This is a genomic window from Mesorhizobium sp. RCAM 06353, from assembly GCF_059683585.1.
Window position 1 is genome coordinate 5,479,083 of record NZ_CM185031.1, and the last position, 23,265, is coordinate 5,502,347.

General features: G+C 64.0%; 15 protein-coding genes. 8 read left to right on the forward strand and 7 right to left on the reverse strand.

What is annotated here, in order from left to right; genetic code table 11:
- Positions 1–73: 73 nt before the first annotated feature.
- The 7 genes from AC56QX_RS26655 to AC56QX_RS26685 are packed head-to-tail and all read left to right on the forward strand — an operon-like array spanning position 74 to position 6,638.
- On the forward strand, positions 74–700 hold the full coding sequence (locus AC56QX_RS26655) for a DUF4129 domain-containing protein (RefSeq protein ID WP_497111450.1): 627 nt from the start codon (positions 74–76) through the stop codon (positions 698–700).
- Positions 697–1,911 (forward strand): DUF4350 domain-containing protein, encoded by a 1,215-nt coding sequence (locus AC56QX_RS26660; RefSeq protein WP_497111451.1) that lies wholly within the window; start codon positions 697–699, stop codon positions 1,909–1,911. Before AC56QX_RS26655 ends, AC56QX_RS26660 begins: the two co-directional genes overlap by 4 nt.
- On the forward strand, positions 1,898–2,854 hold the full coding sequence (locus AC56QX_RS26665; RefSeq protein ID WP_497111452.1) for an AAA family ATPase: 957 nt from the start codon (positions 1,898–1,900) through the stop codon (positions 2,852–2,854). Before AC56QX_RS26660 ends, AC56QX_RS26665 begins: the two co-directional genes overlap by 14 nt.
- A complete protein-coding gene (locus AC56QX_RS26670) occupies positions 2,851–4,155 on the forward strand; it encodes a DUF58 domain-containing protein (RefSeq protein ID WP_497111453.1) in 1,305 nt (434 codons plus the stop codon). The genes AC56QX_RS26665 and AC56QX_RS26670 overlap by 4 nt, the downstream gene beginning before the upstream one ends.
- Positions 4,152–5,171 (forward strand): stage II sporulation protein M, encoded by a 1,020-nt coding sequence (locus AC56QX_RS26675; RefSeq protein WP_497111454.1) that lies wholly within the window; start codon positions 4,152–4,154, stop codon positions 5,169–5,171. Before AC56QX_RS26670 ends, AC56QX_RS26675 begins: the two co-directional genes overlap by 4 nt.
- Positions 5,158–6,021 (forward strand): RDD family protein, encoded by an 864-nt coding sequence (locus AC56QX_RS26680; RefSeq protein ID WP_497111456.1) that lies wholly within the window; start codon positions 5,158–5,160, stop codon positions 6,019–6,021. The genes AC56QX_RS26675 and AC56QX_RS26680 overlap by 14 nt, the downstream gene beginning before the upstream one ends.
- A 32-nt stretch (positions 6,022–6,053) precedes the next feature.
- Entirely contained in the window at positions 6,054–6,638 is a 585-nt protein-coding gene (locus tag AC56QX_RS26685; RefSeq protein WP_497111457.1) for an imm11 family protein, read from the forward strand.
- A gap of 48 nt (positions 6,639–6,686) precedes the next feature.
- On the opposite strand, the gene AC56QX_RS26690 is transcribed toward AC56QX_RS26685, so the two are convergent.
- Positions 6,687–7,373 (reverse strand): D-lyxose/D-mannose family sugar isomerase, encoded by a 687-nt coding sequence (locus AC56QX_RS26690; protein ID WP_497111458.1) that lies wholly within the window; start codon positions 7,371–7,373, stop codon positions 6,687–6,689.
- A 188-nt stretch (positions 7,374–7,561) separates the two neighbouring features.
- Here AC56QX_RS26690 and AC56QX_RS26695 point away from each other — a divergent pair, with 188 nt between their 5' ends.
- Positions 7,562–8,620, forward strand: coding sequence for a D-TA family PLP-dependent enzyme (locus AC56QX_RS26695; protein WP_497111460.1), 1,059 nt, complete (start codon positions 7,562–7,564; stop codon positions 8,618–8,620).
- Between the two features lie 25 nt (positions 8,621–8,645).
- On the opposite strand, the gene AC56QX_RS26700 is transcribed toward AC56QX_RS26695, so the two are convergent.
- From AC56QX_RS26700 to AC56QX_RS26725, 6 genes are all read right to left on the reverse strand, one after another.
- On the reverse strand, positions 8,646–9,410 hold the full coding sequence (locus AC56QX_RS26700; protein ID WP_497111462.1) for a heme ABC transporter permease: 765 nt from the start codon (positions 9,408–9,410) through the stop codon (positions 8,646–8,648).
- Positions 9,411–9,508: 98 nt separating this feature from the next.
- Entirely contained in the window at positions 9,509–11,281 is a 1,773-nt protein-coding gene (locus AC56QX_RS26705; RefSeq protein ID WP_497111463.1) for a glucan ABC transporter ATP-binding protein/ permease, read from the reverse strand.
- A gap of 372 nt (positions 11,282–11,653) precedes the next feature.
- Positions 11,654–20,251: a glycoside hydrolase family 94 protein gene (locus AC56QX_RS26710; protein WP_497111465.1), complete on the reverse strand. Its 8,598-nt coding sequence runs from the start codon at positions 20,249–20,251 to the stop codon at positions 11,654–11,656.
- 288 nt (positions 20,252–20,539) lie between these two features.
- Positions 20,540–21,118 carry a HutD/Ves family protein gene (locus tag AC56QX_RS26715; RefSeq protein ID WP_497111467.1) on the reverse strand — a complete coding sequence of 193 codons (579 nt, stop codon included), beginning with the start codon at positions 21,116–21,118 and terminating at the stop codon, positions 20,540–20,542.
- 86 nt (positions 21,119–21,204) lie between these two features.
- On the reverse strand, positions 21,205–22,875 hold the full coding sequence (gene hutU, locus AC56QX_RS26720; RefSeq protein WP_497117910.1) for a urocanate hydratase: 1,671 nt from the start codon (positions 22,873–22,875) through the stop codon (positions 21,205–21,207).
- Complete coding sequence (locus tag AC56QX_RS26725; protein WP_497111468.1) at positions 22,875–23,249, reverse strand: hypothetical protein; 375 nt, start codon at positions 23,247–23,249, stop codon at positions 22,875–22,877. The genes hutU and AC56QX_RS26725 overlap by 1 nt, the downstream gene beginning before the upstream one ends.
- Positions 23,250–23,265: the final 16 nt, after the last annotated feature.

Below are 23,265 nucleotides of genomic sequence, written 5' to 3' on the forward strand. Positions count from 1 at the left end.
CCAGTGGACTTGCAATTGTGCAGGCGTATTGCCAGTGTCGAGGCCGAACCGCAGGTTGCAGGGGAGCGAGCGGGTGACAGTTGCACAGCCGGTAGGCGCCGAATGGCTGGCCAAGGTGCACAAGCAGCTGCTTGCGGACGATTCGATCCAATTTGACCTGCCGATGCTGGTGCAGCCAACGCCGCCGGTATGGCTGAAGCCTTTTCTGGACGCATTGGCAAAAATTGGCCCCTACATGATCTATCTGTTCTGGGGCGCGGTGATCATCGGCGTCGCGGTCATCGCGGTTCTCGTCGCCCTCGAAGCGAAGGGGGTGGCATGGCGCCTGCCATGGCGACGCGCTCGCAAACAGGCAGAGGCGGAAGAGGCCTGGCGCCCGGACGCCGCGGCGGCGCAGATCCTGCTGTCCGAGGCCGACGCGCTCGCCGCGCGCGGCGACTATGACGAGGCGGTGCATCTCCTGCTTCGGCGCAGCGTCGCCGACATTGCGGGGCGATTGCCCGACTTCCTGCGCCCGTCGCTGACGTCGCGCGACATTGCCACGGCCCCATCGCTGCCGTCGCGGGCGCGCCACGCCTTCAGCGAGATCGCGCGCATCGTCGAGGCCGCCCTGTTTGCCCGCCGGCCGGTCGGGGCCGAGGGCTGGCAGCAGGCGCGCGGCGCCTATGAGCGCTTCGCCTTCAGGGATGCCTGGACATGAGCACGCCGGTCGTCGAGGCGGCGCAGGAACCATTCAGCCGAAAAACCCTGTTCTGGGGGATTTTTGCCAGCTTGCTCGCCGCGGCGGGATTTTTCCTGTTGTCGACCTATGCGCCCGATTTTCGGCAGCCGGAAGGCGGGGCGACGCCGCTCTCCAAGGGCGGTTCCGGCTATGCGGGCCTTGTGGAATGGATGAAACTTGCCAATGGACAGTCGCCACCCATGGCGCGCAGCGAGCAGGCTCTCAGTTCGGGCCTGGCGTCTGAATTCCTGCTGATCGTCACGATCGCGCCCAACAGCGATCCGGCTGCGCTGGCAAGAATCATCAAGCTTCGCTCGGGCAAGGCCACGCTGTTCGTGCTGCCCAAATGGTTCACCATTCCGCTATCGGACCACGAAGGCTGGGAGATGAAGATCGAACGGCTGCCCAGCACAGTCACCAACGACTGGTTGGGCCGCATCGCCAAGGCCAAGCTCGGCGAAGACAAGGACTCGGTCGGGCAGATCGACGTGGCAGGCCGCATGGTCGCCGCGCCACAGGAGCTCCAATGGGTGGCGGACGATCACCCCTTGATCGCGGCGGGCAACGGCAAGGCCGTTCTCACCGAGCTCGACAAAGAGCCCTTCTACATCCTGACGGATCCTGATCTGATCAACAACGCGGCGCTGAAGGATCCGCAAAAGGCTGCGGCGGCACTCGACATGATCGCCATGCTGGAGCCCGGCAAGGGCGCGGTGATGTTCGATCTGACGCTCCATGGTATCGGGCAGAAATACGATCTTGCCAGGCTGTTGGTCGAGCCGCCCTTCCTGGCGCTGACGCTGTCGGTGCTGACGGCGGCGGCCCTTGCCTTCCTGCACGGGCTCGGCCGGTTCGGGCCGCCGCGCACCGAGACCCGGGCGATTGCCTTCGGCAAACAGGCGCTGGTCGACACCACGGCGATGCTTTTTAAGCGCGCCGGGCGGATCGAGGAGCTCGGCGACCGCTATGCGACGCTGATGCGTGCGCGCGCCGGCGCATTGCTCGGCGCGCCGCAAGGCTTGCCAGGCGAAGCACTCGACCGTTGGCTGGATTCCCGCGACCACGGCGAAACCCAGGGCTTCAGCCGCCGCTTCAAGGCCGCGAACGAAGCTGGGACTCTGGCTCAAATGCATGAAGCAGCGCAGGAGCTGCATGACTGGACGACAAGGAGGCTCGGTGAACGTCGATGATGTGAAGGCCCTGGCGAATGCGATCAGGGAAGAGGTGGCGAAAGCGATCACCGGACAACGCGACACGGTCGATCTGATGCTGACGGCATTGTTCGCCGGCGGACACATATTGCTGGAAGGCCCGCCGGGCACGGCAAAGACGATGACCGCGCGCTGCTTCGCGCAGGCGCTTGGCGTCGCCCATGGCCGTATCCAGTTCACGCCCGACCTGATGCCCGGCGATATCGTCGGCTCCAACATCTACAATTTCCAGAGCGGGCAGTTCACGCTGACGCGCGGCCCAATCTTCTGCGACCTCCTGCTTGCCGACGAAATCAACCGCACGCCGCCGAAGACGCAGGCGGCACTGCTGGAAGCCATGCAGGAACATGCCGTCACCTTCGACGGCACCACGCATGCGCTCAGCCAGAACTTCATGGTGGTGGCGACGCAGAACCCGATCGAGCATCAGGGCGTCTATCCCCTGCCCGAAGCCCAGCTCGACCGCTTCCTGTTCAAGCACCGGGTAAGCTATCCCGATGCACGGGAGGAACGTGCCATCATCGTGCATCACGGCGGCGGCTCCGCCTCGCACGACATCAAGCAATACGGCATCAAGGCGCAGACCGACCGCAAGACGCTGGAGGCAGCACTTACCACCGTCGGCGATGTCACGCTGGTCGACGATATCGTCGGCTACATCGCGGCCCTTGTGCGCGGCACGCGCGAAAGCCCGGATCTGGAGGTCGGCGCCAGTCCTCGCGCCGGCGCTATGCTGGCCCGGGCCGCCCGCGCCAGGGCGGCCCTCGACGGCCGCTCCTATGTCATTCCCGACGACGTCAAGGCGCTGGCCGTGCCGGCGCTGCGTCATCGCGTTATCCTGTCGCCAGCGGCGCAGATCGACGGGCGGCTGGTGGAGCAGATCGTCTCGGACCTTGTCGACCAGACGGCAGCGCCGCGTTGATCTACCCAAGCGGCAGAGCGGTCTGGGCAGCGGCGGCGGGTGCCATCCCCGCCTTCCTGATCGCGCTTGCGCTGCCCTCCTTCTGGTATCTCGGCCTGTTGTGGATCTGCATTCTGCTCGCCTTCCTGGCGGTCGATGCGGCGGCCGGGCGCGGACGCGCCTCACTCACCGCCAGTCTTTCGGCGCCGCCGCAAGTCGGTGTCGGCGGGCGTTTTACCCTCCATGTCGCGGCCAGCCTTGGCGGACGGGCGCGCAGGCTGCAGGGGCGCGTCGGCCATGATCAGCGGCTGGCGCCGGTCGGTGGCACCGGCGGCGCCCTGCCCGCCAATGGCGGCACGCTCGACCTCGAATTCGACGCGCTGAGGCGCGGCATCGCCAGTTTCGACCGGCTGTGGCTGCGCTGGAACGGCCCGTTCGGGCTGATCTGGAACCAGGTCGTCCTGCCGATGGACCGCAAGGTGGCGGTGCTGCCCGATGTCAGAAGCGCGCGCGATGAGGCGATCACCTTGCTGCAGCGCTCAGCGCTCGCCGACGGCCACGCGCAAAGGCGGGCCGGCCAGGGCCGCGAGTTCGAGTCGCTGAAGGACTATCAGCCGGGCATGGGCCGGCGGATGATCGACTGGAAGCGCAGCGCGCGCCACGGCAAGCTTTTGGCACGCGAATTCCGCGTCGAGGAAAACAACAACATTGTGCTGGCGATCGACTGCGGACGGCTGATGTGCGAGCCGGTCGATGGCGTGCCGAAGGTTGATCGGGCGGTAACAGCGGCACTTCTGTCGGCCTTCATTGCGCTCAAGGGCGGCGACCTCGTCAGCCTGTTCTCCTTCGACGCCAAGCCGCGTGTCTCGAGCGGCGCGGTGCGAGGCTCGCCGAGTTTCATGATGATCCAGAAGCGCGCGGCCGAGATCGACTATTCCAGCGAGGAGACCAATTTCACGCTGGCGCTCACGACGCTGGCAGCCAAGCTCGACAGGCGCTCGCTGGTCATCATCTTCACCGATTTCGTCGACCCGATCAGCGCCGAGCTGATGCTGCGCACCGTCGGCCGGCTGACCGAGCGGCATCTGGTGCTGTTCATGCTGATGAAGGATGTCGAACTGGAGACGCTGGCCGACATGAAGCCCGAGACGCCGGAAGATGTCGCCCGCTCGGTCACCGCGGGCGGCCTGCTTCGGGAGCGGCAAGTGGTGATCGGGCGGCTACGGCTGCTTGGCGCGCATGTGATCGAGGCCGACCACCAGCGGCTCGGTCCCGCACTGGTCGAGCGTTATATCCAGCTCAAGGAGGAGAACCTCTTATGACGCTGCCCGCCGGCACCGATGCGGTACGCCAGTCGCTGGCAAGCTTCCGCCAGGAGCGCGAGGCCGACTGGAAGGCGTTCGAGGCGCTGCTTGCGCGTGTCGAAAAACGCGCGCCACGTGCGCTTTCGGAAGACGAACTGCTGTCGCTGCCACTGCTTTATCGCTCAGCACTCTCCTCGCTCTCCGTGGCGCGCGCAACCTCGCTCGACAGCGCGCTGATCGCCTATCTGGAGGCACTTAGCCTGCGCGGCTATTTCTATCTCTATGGCGCACGGCGCGGCCTGAGGCAGCGTGTGGGCGATTTCTTCCTGCGCGACTGGCCGGCGGCGATCCGCGATCTGTGGCGCGAGACCTGGGTCTCGGTCGGACTGACGGTGATCGGCGCGATTGCCGCCTACTGGCTGGTGGCCTCCGACAGCCGCTGGTACGACGCCATCATTGCGCCGAGCCTCGCCGGCGGGCGCAACCCCGACTCGTCGATCGAGACGCTGCGCAGCGTGCTTTATGACAGCGGCGGCGACCATTTTCTGTCCGGCTTTGCCGCCTATCTCTTCACCCACAACACGCAGGTGGCGATCCTGGCTTTTGCACTGGGCTTCGCTTTCGCGGTGCCCAGCGTGCTGATCATCCTGATGAACGGATGCATGCTGGGCGCGCTGTTCCAGGTCTACGCGGCCAAGGGGTTGGGCTTCGAGCTCGGCGGCTGGCTGTCGATCCACGGCACGACGGAATTGTTCGCCATCGCACTGGCGGGTGCGGCAGGCATGCGGATCGGCACGCGCATAGCCTTCCCCGGGGAACTGACCCGGATGGCGGCCGCGGCCCAGGCCGGGCGGGTGGCGGCGACCGCCATGGTCGGTGTCATGATCATGCTTCTGTTTGCCGGCCTGCTCGAAGGCATCGGCCGGCAGACGATCAGCAGCGATGCGACGCGCTACGCCATAGGCGGCGGCATGCTGGCGCTATGGATCGCCTATTTCTACCTGTTCCGAATGGTGCGGCATGGCAACGGCTAGAAACCCTGCCGCGCTGATACGGCCCCTGGTCACGCCGGAGGGAGTCGATCTCAGGGTCAAGCTGGCCGACGCCGGCACACGGGCTGCGGCCTTCCTGCTCGATGTGGTGATCATCGTCGCTGCCGCCATCGCGGTTACCCTCGTCATCATCTTCGGCCTCGGCGGCCTTGGCGTGAAGGAGGCGGAGCCGCTCTTCATCGTCTGGATGATCTTCATCTTCCTGCTGCGCAACGTCTATTTCATCGCCTTCGAAGCGGGGCGGCGGGCCGCGACGCCCGGCAAGCGGATCGTCGGCGTGCGGGTCGCCTCGCGCAGTGGCGCGGGTCTCACCATCGATCAGGTCGTCGCGCGCAACCTGATGCGCGAGATCGAGGTTTTCCTACCGTTATCGATCATCGCCGCGCGCGGCGGCGCCGGCGTCGCCGACACGCTGTCGACGATTTTCGGCCTGGTGTGGGCGCTGCTGTTTTCGCTGTTCCTGCTGTTCAACCGCGATCGCTTGCGCATCGGCGACCTGCTGGCCGGAACCTGGGTGGTAGAAACGCCGAAATTCAAGCTGGTCGAGGACCTTTCGCAGCGACAAGACCCGATTGCCAAGCGCTTCCATTTCAGCCCGGCGCAGCTCGACGCCTATGGCATCGCCGAGCTGCACAAGCTGGAAGAAGTGCTGCGCCGCGACGACTATTTCGCGATGAAAGCGGTGGCGGAAACGATCAGCCGCAAGATCGGCGCGATTGTCGAGCCGATCGATTCAAAAGTTTTCCTCACCGCCTATTACGGCGAGCTTCGCGCGCATCTGGAGCGGAAGCTTCTGCTCGGGAATCGGAAGGCGGATAAGTACGCGCGGTAGGACCGCTTCGTGGCCCTTTTGGAGAAAATACGGTGGCTTGGGTTTGGTACGATAGATTGGATACGTCATTTCAGCCGGCGGTTTTTGACTACGGTTCTCCGGTGACGCCGACTGACGCGATGACCTCCATCCCGATTGACGATTCCCGTGGTCGGCCTGTCCTACGCGCCAAATCCAGTTTGATAGATTTTGAAAGCCTTCATTGTCCACCGACTGGCGACCCTCCAGCCGTTGATGATGTGTGGCAGGACATAATCTTGAAATTCGTGCCTCGGAAGTTTGTTCAATTTTACCCGATCACCATAGCCGCGCTCGATGGAACGGCCAAAAAATTCTCTTGGGTTCTGCCATTCAATCGAGTGCGCTGCATCGATCCAGAGAGGTCGGGTGTTGTCAGCAAAGTGCAAGGAAGCAACGTATCACACATCATCTCTTGTAATTTTTATGTACACTACGAGAATTGCCTGGGAAACATCCACTTGGCGAGGGACGAGCAGCAGTTAAACCATATCATTTTGTCGGACGAGTTGAGAAATGCGCTCGCCGAAACAGGGGAGTCCTCCATGTTTTTTCAGCCGGCGGACTTGCCCATTTTTCTCAGACGGACTGTCAATTAATTGACAGTAGCGCAACTTTGCCGGCCACTCACGATCGCCCGCTCTGCCCTACCCTAACCACTTCTCATAGTCGGCCACCAGCAGGTGCACCGGGGCGACATCCTCGTCGATGTTGGAGAAGCGGCCGATCGGCTCGCGAAACACGTTGTCGGTGAGATCGTCATTGACGGTCGACACCTCGCCGATCAGCACGTCCTTGCCCTCGGCCCAAAAGGCGTGCCAAACGCCGGGCAGCAGCGTGACGCTCTGGCCGGGGTCGAGCTTCAGCAGGCCGCCCGCCGGCAGCCGATGGATGGTTCCATCAACGGGAACCGACACCTCGGCCTTGGGATCGATGCCGCCGTCGCGGTCGTGCATGAACAGTTCCAGCACCAGCTTGCCGCCGCCGCGGTTGATGATGTCCTCGGCCTTGATGTTGTGGCGGTGCATCGGCGACAGCTGATCCTTGCGCGAGATCATGATCTTCTCGGCATAGAGCATGCCCATGCCCTTCTTCATGTCCTCGTAGCGGCCGTTGCGCACGGTGAACAGGAACAGGCCGAGATCCTTGAACTTCTCCTGTCCGTAGTCGGTGATGTCCCAGCCGAGCCGCGAGGTGAAGATCGCCGAAGAATCGACCTGACGCGCCTTCATCTCCTCGGGCGACCAATAGGCGAAGGGCGGCATGATGTAGCCGAACGAGCGGATGAAAGCGTCGGCTTCGCGGATGATGTCGTTGATGGCGGAGCGTTTCATGATCATGGTCCTTCGTGTCGACTTTTTCGACAAACCGAATAGCCGAACGCCGCTGCGGTGTCGATCCATGTCGCTGCCGGCCATGCCCTTCGCTGCGCTCGGATGGCCCAGCGATCCGGTCCGCTGGCCGCGTGACATCGCCGGCTTTCAGGCTCATAAACCCTGCGAAATTCTAACAGGGATAGAAGATGCCGACGATCCACGACCTCGACACGCCGTCGATCCTGATCGACGCCGCGCGCGCCGAAGCCAACATTGCCCGCGCGCAGGCCCATGCCGACAGAAACGGGCTGAAGCTCAGGCCGCACATCAAGACGCACAAGCTGCCCTATTGGGCGAAGAAACAGGTGGCGGCGGGTGCCGTCGGCATCACTTGCCAGAAGATCGGCGAGGCCGAGGTGATGGCCGATGCCGGGTTGTCCGACATCTTTCTGCCCTACAACATCCTCGGACGCAGCAAGCTGGAACGGCTGAAGGCGCTGCACGGTCGCGTCACCCTGTCGGTCACAGCGGACAGCATAGACACGTTGGAGGGGCTTGCGGCGACTTTCAACGATGCCGGCCATCCTCTGCCGGTGCTGGTCGAATGCGACACCGGCATGGGCCGCTGCGGCGTGCAGACGACCGATGAAGCGGTGGCGCTGGCAAGGCTAATCGACAAGGCCGGTGGCCTCACCTTCGGCGGACTGATGACCTATCCGGCGGCCGGCCGCGCGGCGGAGGCCGAAGCCTGGCTTGCCGGCGCCAAGCAGGCGCTGGCCGCTTCTGGTCTCGCCTGCGAGCGTATCTCCAGCGGCGGCACGCCTGATATGTGGCGCTCTGCCGAAGCCTCCGTCGTTACCGAATATCGCCCGGGCACCTACATCTATCTCGACCGCTATCAGGTCGCCAAAGGCGTCGGCACCCTCGATGATTGCGCGCTGACGGTGCTGTCGACGGTGGTCAGCCACCCGACGCCAACACGGGCCATTCTGGACAGCGGCAGCAAGGCGCTGTCCAGTGATACACTCGGACTAAAGGATTTTGGCGAGCTGCTCGGCACTCCCGACGCACGGGTCACCGGGCTCAGCGAAGAACATGGCACTGTCACGCTTTCCGGTGACGCGAAGCTGCGCATCGGCGAGCGCGTGCGCGTGGTGCCCGACCATTGTTGCGTCGTCACCAATCTGTTCAACGAGGTCAACCTGATCGACGGCGAGAAGGTGCTGGAAACGCTGCCAGTAGCAGCGCGGGGATTGATGGCCTGACCTCGGTCAGCAGGCAACAGATGAATTAGGCCGGTTGCCGCTCCGCCTGGCGTGCCGCCACCCGCCGCATGGCAATCACCCGGCGACGGCGGATTTCGGTGCGCATTGCCATGAGGTGCAGAGCGAAGAACAGCACGGTGAAGCCGATAGCCATGACCAGCAGTGGCCAAAGCAGGCTCGGATCGATGGTCGGGCCACCAAGCCGGAACACCGAGGCCGGCTGGTGCAGCGTGTTCCACCAGTCGACCGAGAATTTGATGATCGGGATGTTGATGAAGCCGACCAGCGTGATGATGGCGGCGGCCCAGGCGGCGCGGCTGGCATCATCAAGCGCGCGGGTCAGTGCGATGATGCCGAGATACATCAGGAACAGCACGAAGACAGAGGTCAGGCGCGCGTCCCACACCCACCAGGTGCCCCACATCGGCTTGCCCCAGATCGAACCGGTGATCAGCGCCAATGCGGTGAAGACGGCACCGATGGGGGCCGCCGATTTCAGCGCGACATCGGCCAGCGGATGCCGCCAGACCAGCGTGCCAAGCGCCGAGGCCGCCATCAGCGTGTAGCACATCATGGCGAGCCAGGCGAAAGGCACATGGATGTACATGATGCGGACGGTGATGCCTTGCTGGAAATCCTCAGGCGCGGCAAAGCTCATATAGAGGCCGACGGCAAGGACGAGTGCGGCGATCGCCGCCAGCCACGGCACCACCTTGTCGGCCAGCCCGACGAACCGCGTCGGGTTGGCAAGGTCCATCCAGCCGCTCAGGCGTGAAGTCGTGTCGCTCATGCGACTTTACATAGACCGCCGGCGCGGTTGGGGCAATCGAGCGCTGGTGTCGCAGGCTGGGAAGCCAAGTTCCTTTCCCGCGCGGGAGAAGGAACGAGTTAGGCGGCCGCGTCCTGCACGGAGCGGCTGAGGCGGCGGACTTCCTCGTCGTTGAGCAGGCCGCCGGCGCGCAGCAGGCTGGCGAAGCGGCCGTTGCGCAGCGACAGTTCGGCAAAGCCACCCATTTCGACCACCCTGCCCTTGTCCATGAACACGACCAGATCGGCGTCGCGAACGGTGGTCAGGCGGTGGGCGATGATGAAGGTGGTGCGGTCGCGGCGCAACTCGTCGATCGCTTCCTTGACGCGATCCTCGGTCTCGACATCGAGCGCGCTGGTCGCCTCGTCGAGCACCAGGATCGGCGCATCCTTGAGCACCGCGCGAGCAATAGCGATGCGCTGGCGCTCGCCGCCCGACAGCTGGCCGCCACGTTCGCCGACCACCGTGTCGTAGCCATTGCTCTTGGCCAGGATGAAATCCTGCGCGGCCGCCGCGGTGGCAGCGGCATGGACCTCGTCATTGCTGGCTTCGGCACGGCCGACACGGATGTTGTCCTCGATCGAGCGGTTGAGAAGCCCGGCATCCTGGAACACGGTGGCGATCGAATGGCGCAGCGACTTGCGGGTCACGGTGCGGGTATCGATGCCGTCGATCAGGATGCGGCCGCTGGACGGCGAGAACACGCGCTGCAGCAGATTGATGAGCGTGGTCTTGCCGGCGCCCGTCGGTCCGACGATGGCAACCGTCTGGCCGGCCTGAACCTCGAATGACACGTCGCTGACGCCCTGCCCCGAATTGGCGAATTCGAAGCCGACATCCTCGAAACGGACATGGCCGGTGACGTTGGTGAGGTCGCGCAGGCCATCCGGCTCGGCGGTATCGGCAGCCGAGTCTTCGAGCTTGTAAAACTCCTCGAGCTTGGCGCGGGCCTCCGAAATCTGGTTGGCGAAAGCCGACAGCTGGTCGAGACGGGAGATGAGCAGCGTCGCGAAGCCGGTGAAGGCAACAACGTCACCGACGCGCAGCTGGCCATGGGTGACCAGATAGGCGCCGATGATCAGCACGACCATCATCGATATGGTCGAGGACAGGCGCTGCAGCGCATTGGCGATCGCCCACCAGTCGAGCACGGGGTTTTGCGCGTCGAGCAGGTTCCTGACATAACGGCGCAGCGTCTCGGCCTCGTGGCCAAGGCGATTGTAGCTCTGCAGCACGGCGACGTTACTGACCGAGTCGGTCACATGCGCGAACACCTTGTGGTAGTGGCGCTCGACGGCTGCCTGGCCTGCCTTTGTCCGCTTCATCACCAGCCGGCCGATGCCGACATAGAGGACGCCAAGCGCGAGCAGCACCATCGACATGCGCACATCCATGCTGAGTGCCGTCGGCACCAGCAGGACCAGCGTAACGGCCGTGGACAAATGCTGGCGCATGAATTCGAGCCATAGGCTGAACAGCGTCTCTACCGCGCGCAACAGCGTGTGCAAGGCGTTGGAAGTTCCGCGCTGATGATGCCAGGCGAGCGGCATGGTGATCACGCGTTCAAAGGACTCGCAGAGCACTTCCGAGCGGCGGGCATGGGCAAAGCGATCGGCGCCGCGCGCCACAAGCACAAAGGCAACGACACTGAAGACGCCGAGGCCGGCCCAGAGAGCGAGCATTGAAAAAACCGGACCGTGGCTGGAGATAGCGTCGATCACTCGACCAAACAGGATCGACTCAACGATCGCAATCGCGGCCAGCGCGACATTGGCGCCGCAAATCAGCGCGACGCGCTTCTTGTCGGATGCCAGATAGCCCAGCGCTCTCCAATAGATCTGCAGAAGTGACACTTCAGCTACTCCGCCAACTCTCTATTGTGCCCAATACCAATATTGTGCACTGCACCATTCCTTGAGACGTAACGGTTGATGCGTCGCAAAACAATGCCCGTCTATCGCTTCCGTTCCCATTTAGCGAACAAAACATGACGACGATGCGAAATCTGACGTGATCATCTAACGGTTTGAGATAAAAGGTGAAATGCCAGCCTTGCGGCAAAATCATGGCAGTCGCCGAGCACTGCCACATTTTTAATCACGACCGTATTGCAAGGCTTAATCGGGAGGCATCTTGCGGGCGCGGTGGCGGATCGCGCGCAAGTAACGACACGCAGCGTCGCGCGTCCCGAAGGACGCGCGAACAACCAACCCAAGCTGTTGATTTTACGCCGGGATCTTGACCACGATCTCGGTCTGAGTGCCGGCTTTGGGTTCGAATGAAGCGGACTTTGTTTTCGAACCATCGACTTCTAGCGAGATCGTCTTGGTCTTTTTGTCGCGAACGACATGAACCTTGATCTCTGCGCCCAGCATCTTGAGCGTGGCGTGGTAGCCATCCCAGTGGCTGGGCAGCTTCGGCCGGAACGTGATCTGCTTGCCGCGCCGTTCGATGCCGAGGATACCCTCCACCGCCGCCCGGTAGAGCCAGCCCGCCGAGCCGGTGTACCAGGTCCAGCCGCCGCGCCCGCCCTTGTCGTCTCCGGCATAGATATCGGCGGCGACCACGTAGGGTTCGACACGATAGTGCTCGGCCGAAACCTCGTCGAATGCGTGGTTGACCGGGTTCAGCATCGAGAAGCAGCGATAGGCTTCATCGGTCTGTCCCATCTCGGCCAGCGCGATGACGAACCATGTGGCGGCGTGGGTGTACTGGCCGCCATTCTCGCGCACGCCCGGCGGATAGCTCTTGATGTAGCCGGGGTCCTTCTGCGTCTTCGAGAAGGGCGGCGTGAACAGTTTGACGATCTTGAGCTTGTCGTCGACGAGAAGCTTCGTCGCCTGTTGCATGGCCGTCGTCGACCGTGCCGGGTCGCCCTCGCCCGAAAGCACGCTCCAGGACTGGGCGATGGAGTCGATCCTGCACTCTTCGGATGTACGCGATCCCAAAGGCGTGCCGTCGTCAAAACTGCCGCGCCGGTACCATTCGCCGTCCCATGCCGTGCTTTCAAGCGCCCGCTTCAGCGCCTCGGCATGCTTTGCCCAGGCCTGCGCGCGCTTGCTGTCGCCCTCGCTCTTGGCAACAGGCGCGAAATCGCCCAGCGTCTTGAGCAGGAACCAGCCCAGCCACACGCTCTCGCCCTTGCCGTGCTCGCCGACGCGGTTCATGCCGTCGTTCCAGTCGCCGCCAAGGATGAGCGGCAGGCCGGCAGGACTGCTGCGCTTGATGGCAAGGTCGAGCGCCCGCGCGCAATGATCGTAGAGCGACACCGTCTTCTTCGAGATTTCGGGAGTGAAGAAGGCGTCGTGCTCACCCTCGCCCAGCGCCTGCCCGTCGATGAAGGGCAGTTGCTCCTTCAGGATACCGGCATCGCCGGTCACCGTCAGATAGCGCGCCGTGGCGTGGGCCAGCCAGACCACGTCGTCGGAGATCATGGTGCGCACGCCGGCTCCGGTGCGCGGCAGCCACCAATGCTGCACGTCGCCTTCCGGGAACTGCCGCCGTGCGGCATTGAGGATCTGGTCGCGCGCCAGTATCGGATCATGCGCCAGCAGCGCCAGCGTGTCCTGCAACTGGTCGCGGAAGCCGAAGGCGCCGCTGGCCTGATAGAAGGCCGAGCGGGCGCGGATGCGGCAAGCAAGGCTCTGATAGGGCAGCCAGTGATTGACCATGGCATCGAGCGCCTTGTCCGGCGTCTCGACCTGGATGGTATCGAGGAACGCGCGCCACTCGCGCTCGTTGTCGGCCAACCGCTGGTCGAAATCCTTGCCCCGATGCGTCTGCACCAGCGCGCTCGCCTGCGCGGAAGAATCGGCATCACCGAGCAGCCACAGCAGCGTGACGTCCCCGCCGGCCGGGATCTCGACGTCGCGGGCGATCGCCGCGCAAGGATCGTCTCCGGCCTCGACACGGCCCGACAGCGCGGCACCGCTCAGCACCGCCTGCGGCAGCTCGCTGGACCCATGCCGGCCGAGGAACTCCGAGCGATCAGTCGTGACCGAATGGACAGCGGCATCGGCGGCGAGGAAGGCCACGCGCTCGCTGAAATCGAGCCCGTAGGGGTTTTGCGCCAGCAACGCACCGGTCGCTCCGTCGCGCGACGGGACGATGGTAGCCGCCGTGCGCGACCGATGCCCGCCAAGCACCCATTCGGCATAGGCATAGACGCGCAGCCGCGCCGGCACCGAGCCGGAGTTCTGGATGCGCAGCCGCGAAATCTTCACCGGATCGACGGGGTCAACGACATGGGTCAGGTCCATCGACAACGGCCCGCGCTTGGCGCGGAAGGTCGAGAAGCCCTGGCCATGCCATGCCTCGTAGGTCATCGAGGGATCGCGCACCACCGCGGCGATCGGCGAGAACGCCCTGCCGCTGGCCTGATCGTAGATATAGATGCCCTCGCCCGGCCGGTTCGAGACCGGATCGTTCGACCACGGCGTCAGCTGGTAGTCGCGGCTGTTGCGGCTCCAGGTGAAAGCAGCTCCCTCCGCCGAGGTGTGGAAGCCGAACGAGGCGTTGGAGACGACGTTGATCCAGGGCTGCGGCGTGGTGCGTCGGCCAGCCAGACGCACCACATAGTGGCGTCCGTCGCCGTCGAAGCCGCCAAAGCCGTTCCATTGGCTGAGGCCCGTGCCATCGGCGCGGACATCCATAACGGCCTGCGAGGCAAAGGCATGCGTCACCGGCGCCGAAATGTCGCGCAGAGCCGGCAATCCAGTCGGCAGCAAGGCGTCGCGCGCCTGCAAGGCAGCCGCCTCGGCGCGCTCGATCTGATCGAAGATGGTGCCGTTGCGCGTGTGCAGCACCACCCGGGCGACGGCGAGCAGCGTCTTGTAGGTGGTCTCTTCCATCAGGTCGCGGCGCACCGCGAAAATGTGCTGGCGGGGACCCAGTTCCTTGCCGCGCAGACGGCTGTTTTCGCACAATGTCTCGACCGCACGCTGCAGGTCTTGGACGTAGGACGAGGCCTGCTCGTTGACGACGACGAAGTCGATCATCATGCCGCGGGTGCGCATATATTCCTGGAAGCGCAGCGCCTGGGCGACGATCTCCAGATCGGCGACGTCGCCGATCCTGACCAGGAAGATCGGGAAATCGCCCGAAATGCTGGTCGGCCACAGGCTCGACTGCTTGCCGAGGCCCGAGGCGAGGGATTCGGCGGGAAGGCGCAGGAACGCATCGGGGTAGATCAGATAGCGCGCCAGTTTCTGCACATTGGCGGCATCGGTCAGGCTGAGACCCATATGGCGGGTCTGGACCTGGCTGCGTGTCCAGGCAAGCATGGCCTGGCGGGCAAAGCTCTCCTGATGGTCGAGCCGGTTTATCGCCTCTTCCAGTTCGGTGCGGTTGGTCCCGACCACGGTCCAGAAGGTCAGCGATATCTTCTTGTTGGCGGGCACGCGCACCTGGCGGCGCAGCGAGGCGATCGGATCGAGCGTGAAGCCGGCATGGCCGCCGAGCCTGGCGCCCGGATCGAAGGCGGCGGCATCGACGATGGAGCGGCCGCGGCCGATGAAGGCGCGCCTGTCGGTCTCGGCCTCGGCATCGCGCGCCGGTCCGGACGGATCGGTGACGAAATGCGCCAGGGTGATATCAGGCTCGCTGGTTTCACGCTTGCGGCGTGTGGCGAAGATCGCGCCTTTGTTGGCGGCGATTTCGGTCTCGACGAACATCTTCGAGAAGGCCGGGTGCGCGTTGTCGGAAGCCTCCGAACCGAGCACCAGTTCGGCAAAGGACGTCACCTCGATGTGACGGTCGGATGTGCTTTCATTGTAGAGCGTGATGCGACGGCCTTCGCCATTGCCTTCGGAAACGACGATGCATTCGACCTCGGAGCGCAGCGTGCCGACCGATTTGACGAAGCTCGCCTTGTCGTCGGAGAACAGGGTCTGCACCTTCTCCTCGGCCGCGCGCTTTGGCTCCGCCGTTGCCGACCACCAGTCTCCTGAGCTGACGTCACGCAGGAAGATGTAGGAGCCCAGGCGGTCCTCGACCGGGTCGGGCTGCCAGCGTGTCACAGACAGATCGCCCCACCGGCTGTAGCCGGAGCCTGTCGCGGTCACCATCACCGAATAGCGGCCGTTCGACATCACGTTGGTCGAACGCAGCGCCCGCAAGGGATCAAGCACGATGCGGGTGTCGGGGCTCTCGGTTTCGGTCTCGTCTTTCGCTCGCTCGTCCGCTTCGGTCCTGACGGTCGCGGTCGGGATGTCGCGCGGCGCCCTTTCCTGCAGCAAGAGTTCAGCCGATTCAATGACCGGATCGCTGTGGAAACGGTCGCGCAGGCGACCCTCGAAGATCGCGTCGGCGACCGCTGCGATCGACATGCCCGAATGGTGGGCATAGTAATTGAGCACCACCGCGTGGTTGGTGCCTTCAGGCACGCGCTGCGGCGTGAAATCGACCGCATCGTAGTAGCCGTGAGGGCCAAGCGCACCGATCTCGCGCAGACGCGCAAGATTTTGCACCGCTTCGCGCGGGTTGAACTGCGCCGCCAATATGGTGGCGTAAGGCGCGATCACTGTGTTCTGGCCAAGGCCGCGCTTCAGGCCAAGGCCGGGCACGCCGAAATTGGTATACTGATAGGTCAGTTCCCGGTCGCGGGCGTTGTAGGCCGCTTCGGAAATACCCCACGGCACGTTTTTCTGACGGCCGTACTGCATCTGGCGCTTGATGATCAGCTTGCTGGTCTGGTTGAGGATCGAGCCTTGCGGCTCCTTCATCACCAGCGGCGGCATCAGATATTCGAACATCGAGCCCGACCAGGACATCAGCGCGCCCTGGAAACCGATCTCGACGATCGGGCGGCCGAGCCGGAACCAGTGCTCGGTCGGCAGATCGCCCTTGGCGATGGCGAACAGGCTGGTCAGCCGCGCCTCGGAGGCAAGAAGGTCGTAACAGCTTTCGTCGAGCTGGTGCTCCTCGACGCGATAGCCGATCGACAGCAGTTTGCGTTCCGGTCGCATCAGGAAGGCGAATTCCATCTCGAAGGCGAAACGGCGCGTGCGCTCGCGCAAGGTCAGGAGCTTGGCGCGCAGCGCCTCGACGGCGTTGTCGTCGCTATGGGCGTCGTGGACATGCGCCTCGCAAGTGGCTTCCAGCCTTGCCGCCCAGTCGACGATGACATCGCTCGGGGCCGACGCTGCCTCGGTATGGATGGCGGTCGCCAGCTTGCGGATCTCGCCCGCCAGCACGGCGAGGTTGATGGTGCGGATCGAGGCCATTTCCGGCTGCGCCTTGATGGTCTCGACGGCGCGCCGCATGCCGTCGAGCCGGTCGACGAGACGCTGGCGCAGAGGCCTGAGCTGACGGCGGTCGTCAGGCAACTCATCGAGGCTTTCGCTCAGGATGGTCACCGTGTCGAGAATGCCTTCGAAATCGCCCTGCAGGTGCACGGAAGGCGCTTCCGCCCATTCGGCACAGGCAGCCGCAACAGCCACCAGGTGGCCGGCGAGATTGCCGCTGTCGACGGCAGAAATATAGAGCGGATAGAGCGGCTTCAGCGTTGTGGTGTCGTACCAGTTGAAGAGATGGCCGCGGTGGCGCGGCATGCTCTCGATGGTCGTCATGGTGGCGTCAATGCGGGTGATGGCATCGGACAGGCTGATCCAGCCGAAATCGCGCGCCGAGACGACCGACAGCAGGTAGACACCGACGTTGGTGGGCGACGTGCGTGGAGCCACGACCGGTGCCGGGCTTTCCTGGAAATTGTCCGGCGGCAGATTGTGGTGCTCTGCCGTGACGAAGCTTTCGAAATAGTGCCAGGTGCGCCGCGCCACGGTGCGCAGTGTATGGATATCGGCCTGCGATATGCGCAGCCGGTCCTCGGTTTCGGCCGAACGGCTGATCCAGCTGGCGATCGCCGGCGAGCCTATCCAGAACAGGGCGAAGAAGAAGGCGACGAAGGCGCCGGTGGAATCGGCCAGCACCGGAATGGCGAGGCCGACGAAGCCGATGATCACGGCGCCGTACATCATGCCGTAATAGGAGCCGACATCATTGTCGCCCGCCTTGTGCGCCTGCGAGGCGGTGCGCCATTCCAGCAGATTCTGGCGGCTGACGAACAGCCGGTAGATCGTGCGCACGATGGCATCGCCCATCATCCAGGCGTTGTGCGCCATCAGCACGATCTTCAGCGCCACCATGGCGGTGCCGAAGGCGACATCGCGCGCCAGCGCCGAGAAATGGCCGCGCGGCGTCTGGTCGCCGCTCTTGGGCAGGATGGCGTTGACGACGTCGAAAGTCGGCGCCATGAACAGGCTGAGGATCAGCAAGGCCTGCCATTGCGCGGCCTGCGTGAAGGGCAGCAAGGTCCAGCCGGCGATCGCCGCCATCACCCAGAAGATCGGCGTCAGCGAGCGGCGCAGATTGTCGACCATCTTCCAGCGCGACAGGGCCGGAACGCCGGAGCGCGGATCGAGGATGAAGCCCAGCAACTGCCAGTCGCCGCGTGCCCAGCGATGGTGGCGCGAGGCGTCGACCGAGTAGCGGGTCGGATAGTCCTCGACCAGTTCGACGTCGGTGACCAGTGCTGCACGCGCCAGCGCGCCTTCGAGCAGATCGTGGCTGAGGATGGTGTTTTCCTCGATGCGGCCTTGCAGCGCGGCCTCGAAGGCATCGACGTGATAGAGGCCCTTGCCGGTGAAGGACCCGTCGCTGAACACATCCTGATAAAGATCCGAGACGGCGAAGACATAGGGGTCGAGGCCGCGATTGGCCGAGAACACGCGTTGGAAGAACGAGGCTTCGTCGCCGCTGGTGAGCGAGGCGGTGATGCGCGGCTGCAGGATCGTGTAGCCGGCGGTGACAACGCGCTTGGCCGCGTCGAAATGCGGGCGGTTGAGCGGATGGCAGAGCTTGCCGACGAGAGTCGCCACCGCATCGCGGGTGGTGCGCGTATCGGCATCGAGCGTCATCACATGGACGACTTTTTCCGGCAGCGGCACTTCGAGGGGCAGGAATGTGGTGTCGCTGTCGCCACGCAGCAAAAGGTCAAGCTCGTGCAGCTTGCCACGCTTGCGCTCCCAGCCCATCCAGGCTCCTTGAGCGGCATTGAAGAGCCGACGGCGGTGCAGGATATAGAAACGCGGCGCGCCTTCCGAGGGATAGCGGGCATTGAGACGCGCGATCTCGGCACGGGCATATTCGAGGATCTCGGTGTCCGCCGCATCAATCTCGATCTTGCTGTCGGGCCAATCCGACAGCAGCGCGAAATGGATCTCGTCCACCAGATTGGCAAGGTAATGCACTTCGATGTTGCGGATGTTTTCCTCGACATCGTCACGCGAGCCAATCAGCGAAGGCACAACCACCAAAGTGCGCGCCTCGGGCGGCACGCCGTGCCTGTAGTCATAGCCGATCAGGCGTGTCGGCTTGAGGAACAGCGAGACAACGGTGTTGAAGAAAGCGAGCGCACCCTCGCTCGCCGGCACGGCAAACAGCGCCAGCATCAGCACGATCGAGGTCACCGACAGGCCGAGATTGGCCAGTGCATTTCCGGTGAGGACAAGAAGCAGGGCCGTCAACGCGAAGACCGGCAGGACGATGCCAAGCCACCCGGTCTTGGTGAAGGTCCGCTTGGCTATCTGGCTGATCGTCGGCCGATAGCCGATCGCTTTTTCCAGCTCCAGCCGGCGCGGGCCGACGAGGAAGAAGCCGACATCGGTATGGGCGGACGGAGCCGGAACGGAATCGTCGCCATCGCCAGCCGGTGCATGTTCGCTGGCGGCGCGTTCACTGGCGGCCTGGCCGGCCAGTTCGATAGCCTTTTCGGCGACGCGGTATTCCGACAGGTTCGAGCGGCGCGCCAGTTCCTCGATCGCGGTGCGGTATTGGTCGCGCGAGAAGAAGTCGAGCGCGGCGAAATCGGTGCGCTCGCGCAGCACGGTGTCGATGCGGCTGACGCCTTCGAACCAAACCGTCCAGTCGACGTCGTTGATGAGGCGCAGGCCGCGGATGATGTTGCCGGTCGTCACATTGCCGCTGGACAGCGTGTGATGCTCGGAGATGATGATCTCCTCGGCATCGGAGCCGGTCTTTTCAAGCTCGCCTTCCAGCCATTCCAGGGCCTTGCCGGCATTCTGCGATCCATCGCGTAAACGATAGAGAAGCTGGGTGGCGAAGGTGGTGTCCTGTGCATGGGCGCTGAAATTCGACAGGATCGCCTGCCGGTCGGCGCTGTCGTCGGTCGCCAGTACCTTGTCGGCCACGTCGTTGGCGATCTGGCGCATCTGGCGGGTGCGATTGACCCTGACCGCCAGCCGGCGGAGATTTTCGATCAGCACGAAACGCAGCAGCGATGGCAGCGCCCAGAGTTCACCGATCTTCAGCGGCTCGACCGACTGAAAGCCCTGGACGATGGACTTGAACATGGTCGCCGAGACGGAACTGTCCGAATGCGCCACATAAGTCCAGGCCAGCGCCAGTGCGCGCGGCACCGTGCCGCCATCGGGCAGTTTCAGCGTCGGCAGCTGGCGATAGAAGCGGCGCGGTAGATCGCGCTTGACCTGAAAAATGGTCTCCTCGACGAGGTAGTTGTTGTCGAGCAGCCATTGCGCGGCCGGGGTGATCGTTTCACCCCTGGCCTGCGCCGCATTGGTCGAACGGTAGACTTCGAGGATCTTCTTGGCACTGTCGCGGATGCGGGCCTGGAAGTCGAACGGGGTCAGGCCGAACAGGTCGGCGAGATCGCCGTTTGCCAGGCTTTCACCAAGAAGCCGGAGGCGTTCCTCCGGGAGGAATGTCGACCTTATCGGCTCTTCCGTGATGGCCGGGAAGCTGGCGCTGGTCTTCTCGATCTGGGCTGGATTCGTCTGAATATTCATTGAAAATTCCGTAAGCGGGCACACAGCGGCGTCACCGCCACGGCAATGGCCCTAAAACCGGTTCAAATGCAATTGGTTGCATAATCCCACTTGCCGAAAGTTTGTTTCCGCACCACGACAGGGCGCCATCTCTCGGCAAAAATTCCAAGACGAGCGCCCCTCTTCCCGTCGAGATCGATCGGCGGAGAGGATTCGGGCTTTTTCGTGATGCCGGCAAGAGCTTACGCTATATTTCGCCGGCAGCACGATCATGTTTGGAAACAGGCGGTAACCGTTGGCGCGAAGGCGTCAGGCCGCGATGGTTATCCGGATCACGAACAGCGTCGTATCCCGAACGGGTTCAACCCGCAGGATAGGTGCAGCCGGCCCGAGCAGCAGCGTGTCGAGCGGCCCGAGGCGAATCGACCCGGCGTCGGGGAAAACAGCTTCGCCCTTGTGACACAGGACGAGGGTCGAACCGGCCTCGGTTGCGATGTCCACAGGCCGCGAAATCGCCAGGCGCTCGACCGAATGCAGCACGCGGCCGCGGCGGGTCATGACGTTGAGGTCGGTGATCGGTCCGGCGATCAGGGCAGCACTGGTCGGCAGGTCGGCCGCGAAGGAAAAAGGCGCGGAAGCCGGTGTCAGCGGCACCGCCGGCTGACCGGCGACATCGAGCACGATCCCCTCACCTTCCAACACCGACAGCGTGCGGTCGATACCGGCAAAGCTGGAGAATGGCCCGCTACCCTCGACGCGGGCCATCGACAAGCGCCAGTCGAACTCATCGAGCCCGGCGCCATCTGGCGAGACAGCGATCTCGGTCGTCGTGCCGCCACCGTTCTTCCACGGCATGACGCGGTAGTCGGCGGCACGAAGGATACGCATGGCCTAGCCCTCCGCTATGGCTACGGGCGTTCGAAACTCGAAAAGCCGATTCTGCGGCTTTTCGCCTGCCTGCGGCCGGACGTTTCTCACCCCAAAATGCCGGGAAGGTTGAGTTGGTGCTCCTTGGCGCACTCGATGGCGATGTCGTAGCCGGCATCGGCGTGGCGCATGACGCCGGTCGCCGGGTCGTTCCACAGCACGCGCTCCAGGCGCCTTGCGGCGTCTGGCGTGCCGTCGGCGACGATGACCATGCCGGCATGCTGCGAGAAGCCCATGCCGACGCCGCCGCCATGGTGTAGCGACACCCATGTGGCGCCGGACGCGGTGTTGAGCAGCGCGTTGAGCAGCGGCCAGTCGGACACGGCATCCGAACCGTCCTTCATCGATTCGGTCTCCCGGTTCGGCGAAGCGACGGAACCGGAATCAAGGTGATCGCGGCCGATGACGACCGGCGCCTTGAGTTCGCCCTTGGCGACCATCTCGTTGAAGGCGAGGCCTAGCCGGTGGCGATCGCCGAGGCCAACCCAGCAGATGCGCGCCGGCAGGCCCTGGAACGCAATGCGCTCGCGCGCCATGTCGAGCCAATTGTGCAGATGGGTGTTGCCGGGCGTCAGTTCGCGTACCTTGGCGTCGGTCTTGTAGATGTCCTCGGGATCGCCCGAGAGTGCCGCCCAACGGAACGGGCCGATGCCGCGGCAAAACAGCGGGCGGATATAGGCCGGCACGAAGCCGGGGAAAGCAAAGGCGTTCTCGAAGCCTTCATCCTTGGCGACCTGGCGGATGTTGTTGCCGTAATCCAGTGTCGGCACGCCGGCATTCCAGAACGCCACCATGGCCTCGACATGTTCGCGCATGGAAGCGCGGGCCGCCTTTTCGACCGCCTTGGGGTCGCTGACGCGCTTCTCGCGCCACTCGGCCATCGTCCAGCCCTTCGGCAGATAGCCGTTGATCGGGTCATGCGCCGACGTCTGGTCGGTGACCATGTCGGGGCGGATGCCGCGCCTGAACATTTCGGGCACGATCTCGGCCGCATTGCCGAGCAGGCCGACCGACTTCGCTTCGCCGGCCTTGGTCCAGCGGTCGATCATTTCCATCGCTTCGTCGAGCGTCTCGGCCTTCTCGTCGACATAGCGGGTGCGCTGGCGGAAATCGATCGAGTCCGGGTTGCATTCGATGGCAAGGCAGCAGGCGCCGGCCATGACAGCGGCCAGCGGCTGGGCGCCGCCCATGCCGCCGAGGCCGCCAGTCAGGATCCATTTGCCCTTGAGGTTGCCGCCATAGTGCTGGCGGCCGGCCTCGACGAACGTCTCGTAGGTGCCCTGCACGATGCCTTGCGTGCCGATGTAGATCCACGAGCCGGCCGTCATCTGGCCGTACATCATCAAGCCCTTCTTATCGAGCTCGTTGAATTTGTCCCAATTCGCCCAGTGCGGCACAAGGTTGGAGTTGGCGATCAGCACACGCGGCGCATCGGCGTGCGTGCGGAACACGCCGACCGGCTTGCCGGACTGCACCAAAAGTGTCTCGTCCTCACCAAGCGTCTTCAGCGAGGCGACGATGCTGTCAAAGTCGTTCCAGGTGCGCGCGGCCCGGCCGATGCCGCCATAAACGACCAGTTCGTTGGGGTTTTCGGCAACCTCGGGGTCGAGATTGTTCATCAGCATGCGCAGCGGCGCTTCGGTCGTCCAATAGCGGGCGTTGAGCTTGTCGCCGCGCGGCGCGCGGACTTCGCGAATGTTGTGGCGAGGATTGTTCATCATTGTCCCTTTCGAATGAGATGCGCGGTGCTGCGAGAGCCTTCGGCGCTGATCCAGGTGACTTGTTCGTGGTCAGGATTGGAGGAATCGATGGTCATGTCGTAGCAAGCCCAGGCATCGGAAGGCGGCCACAGCGAGCAGTACTGATCGCCGCGGACGTCCCAGCGGCCTATCTGGTGACTGTCGCCTCTGGCATAGCTGGTGGCGCCACCGTCATCGAAGTCTTGCGACCAGCCGTCACCCTGAACACGCGCACCCCTGAGATCGGCGAGAATTTCCGGCCCCTTCATCGCCACTTCGGCGGCGGATGCTGAAACGATCGCAGCTGAAAGAAGCCCAGCGGCGAGAAGGAATGTCCTGACATTTACGGCCATTGCGTTCCTCCGAAAA

Coding starts and splice junctions, on each gene's coding strand:
- AC56QX_RS26680 (WP_497111456.1), top strand. CDS start 5,158: ATGGCAACGGCTAGAAACCCTGCCGCGCTGATACGGCCCCTGGTCACG.
- AC56QX_RS26660 (WP_497111451.1), top strand. CDS start 697: ATGAGCACGCCGGTCGTCGAGGCGGCGCAGGAACCATTCAGCCGAAAA.
- AC56QX_RS26690 (WP_497111458.1), bottom strand. CDS start 7,373: ATGAAACGCTCCGCCATCAACGACATCATCCGCGAAGCCGACGCTTTC.
- AC56QX_RS26710 (WP_497111465.1), bottom strand. CDS start 20,251: ATGAATATTCAGACGAATCCAGCCCAGATCGAGAAGACCAGCGCCAGC.
- AC56QX_RS26675 (WP_497111454.1), top strand. CDS start 4,152: ATGACGCTGCCCGCCGGCACCGATGCGGTACGCCAGTCGCTGGCAAGC.
- hutU (WP_497117910.1), bottom strand. CDS start 22,875: ATGAACAATCCTCGCCACAACATTCGCGAAGTCCGCGCGCCGCGCGGC.
- AC56QX_RS26715 (WP_497111467.1), bottom strand. CDS start 21,118: ATGCGTATCCTTCGTGCCGCCGACTACCGCGTCATGCCGTGGAAGAAC.
- AC56QX_RS26725 (WP_497111468.1), bottom strand. CDS start 23,249: ATGGCCGTAAATGTCAGGACATTCCTTCTCGCCGCTGGGCTTCTTTCA.
- AC56QX_RS26695 (WP_497111460.1), top strand. CDS start 7,562: ATGCCGACGATCCACGACCTCGACACGCCGTCGATCCTGATCGACGCC.
- AC56QX_RS26700 (WP_497111462.1), bottom strand. CDS start 9,410: ATGAGCGACACGACTTCACGCCTGAGCGGCTGGATGGACCTTGCCAAC.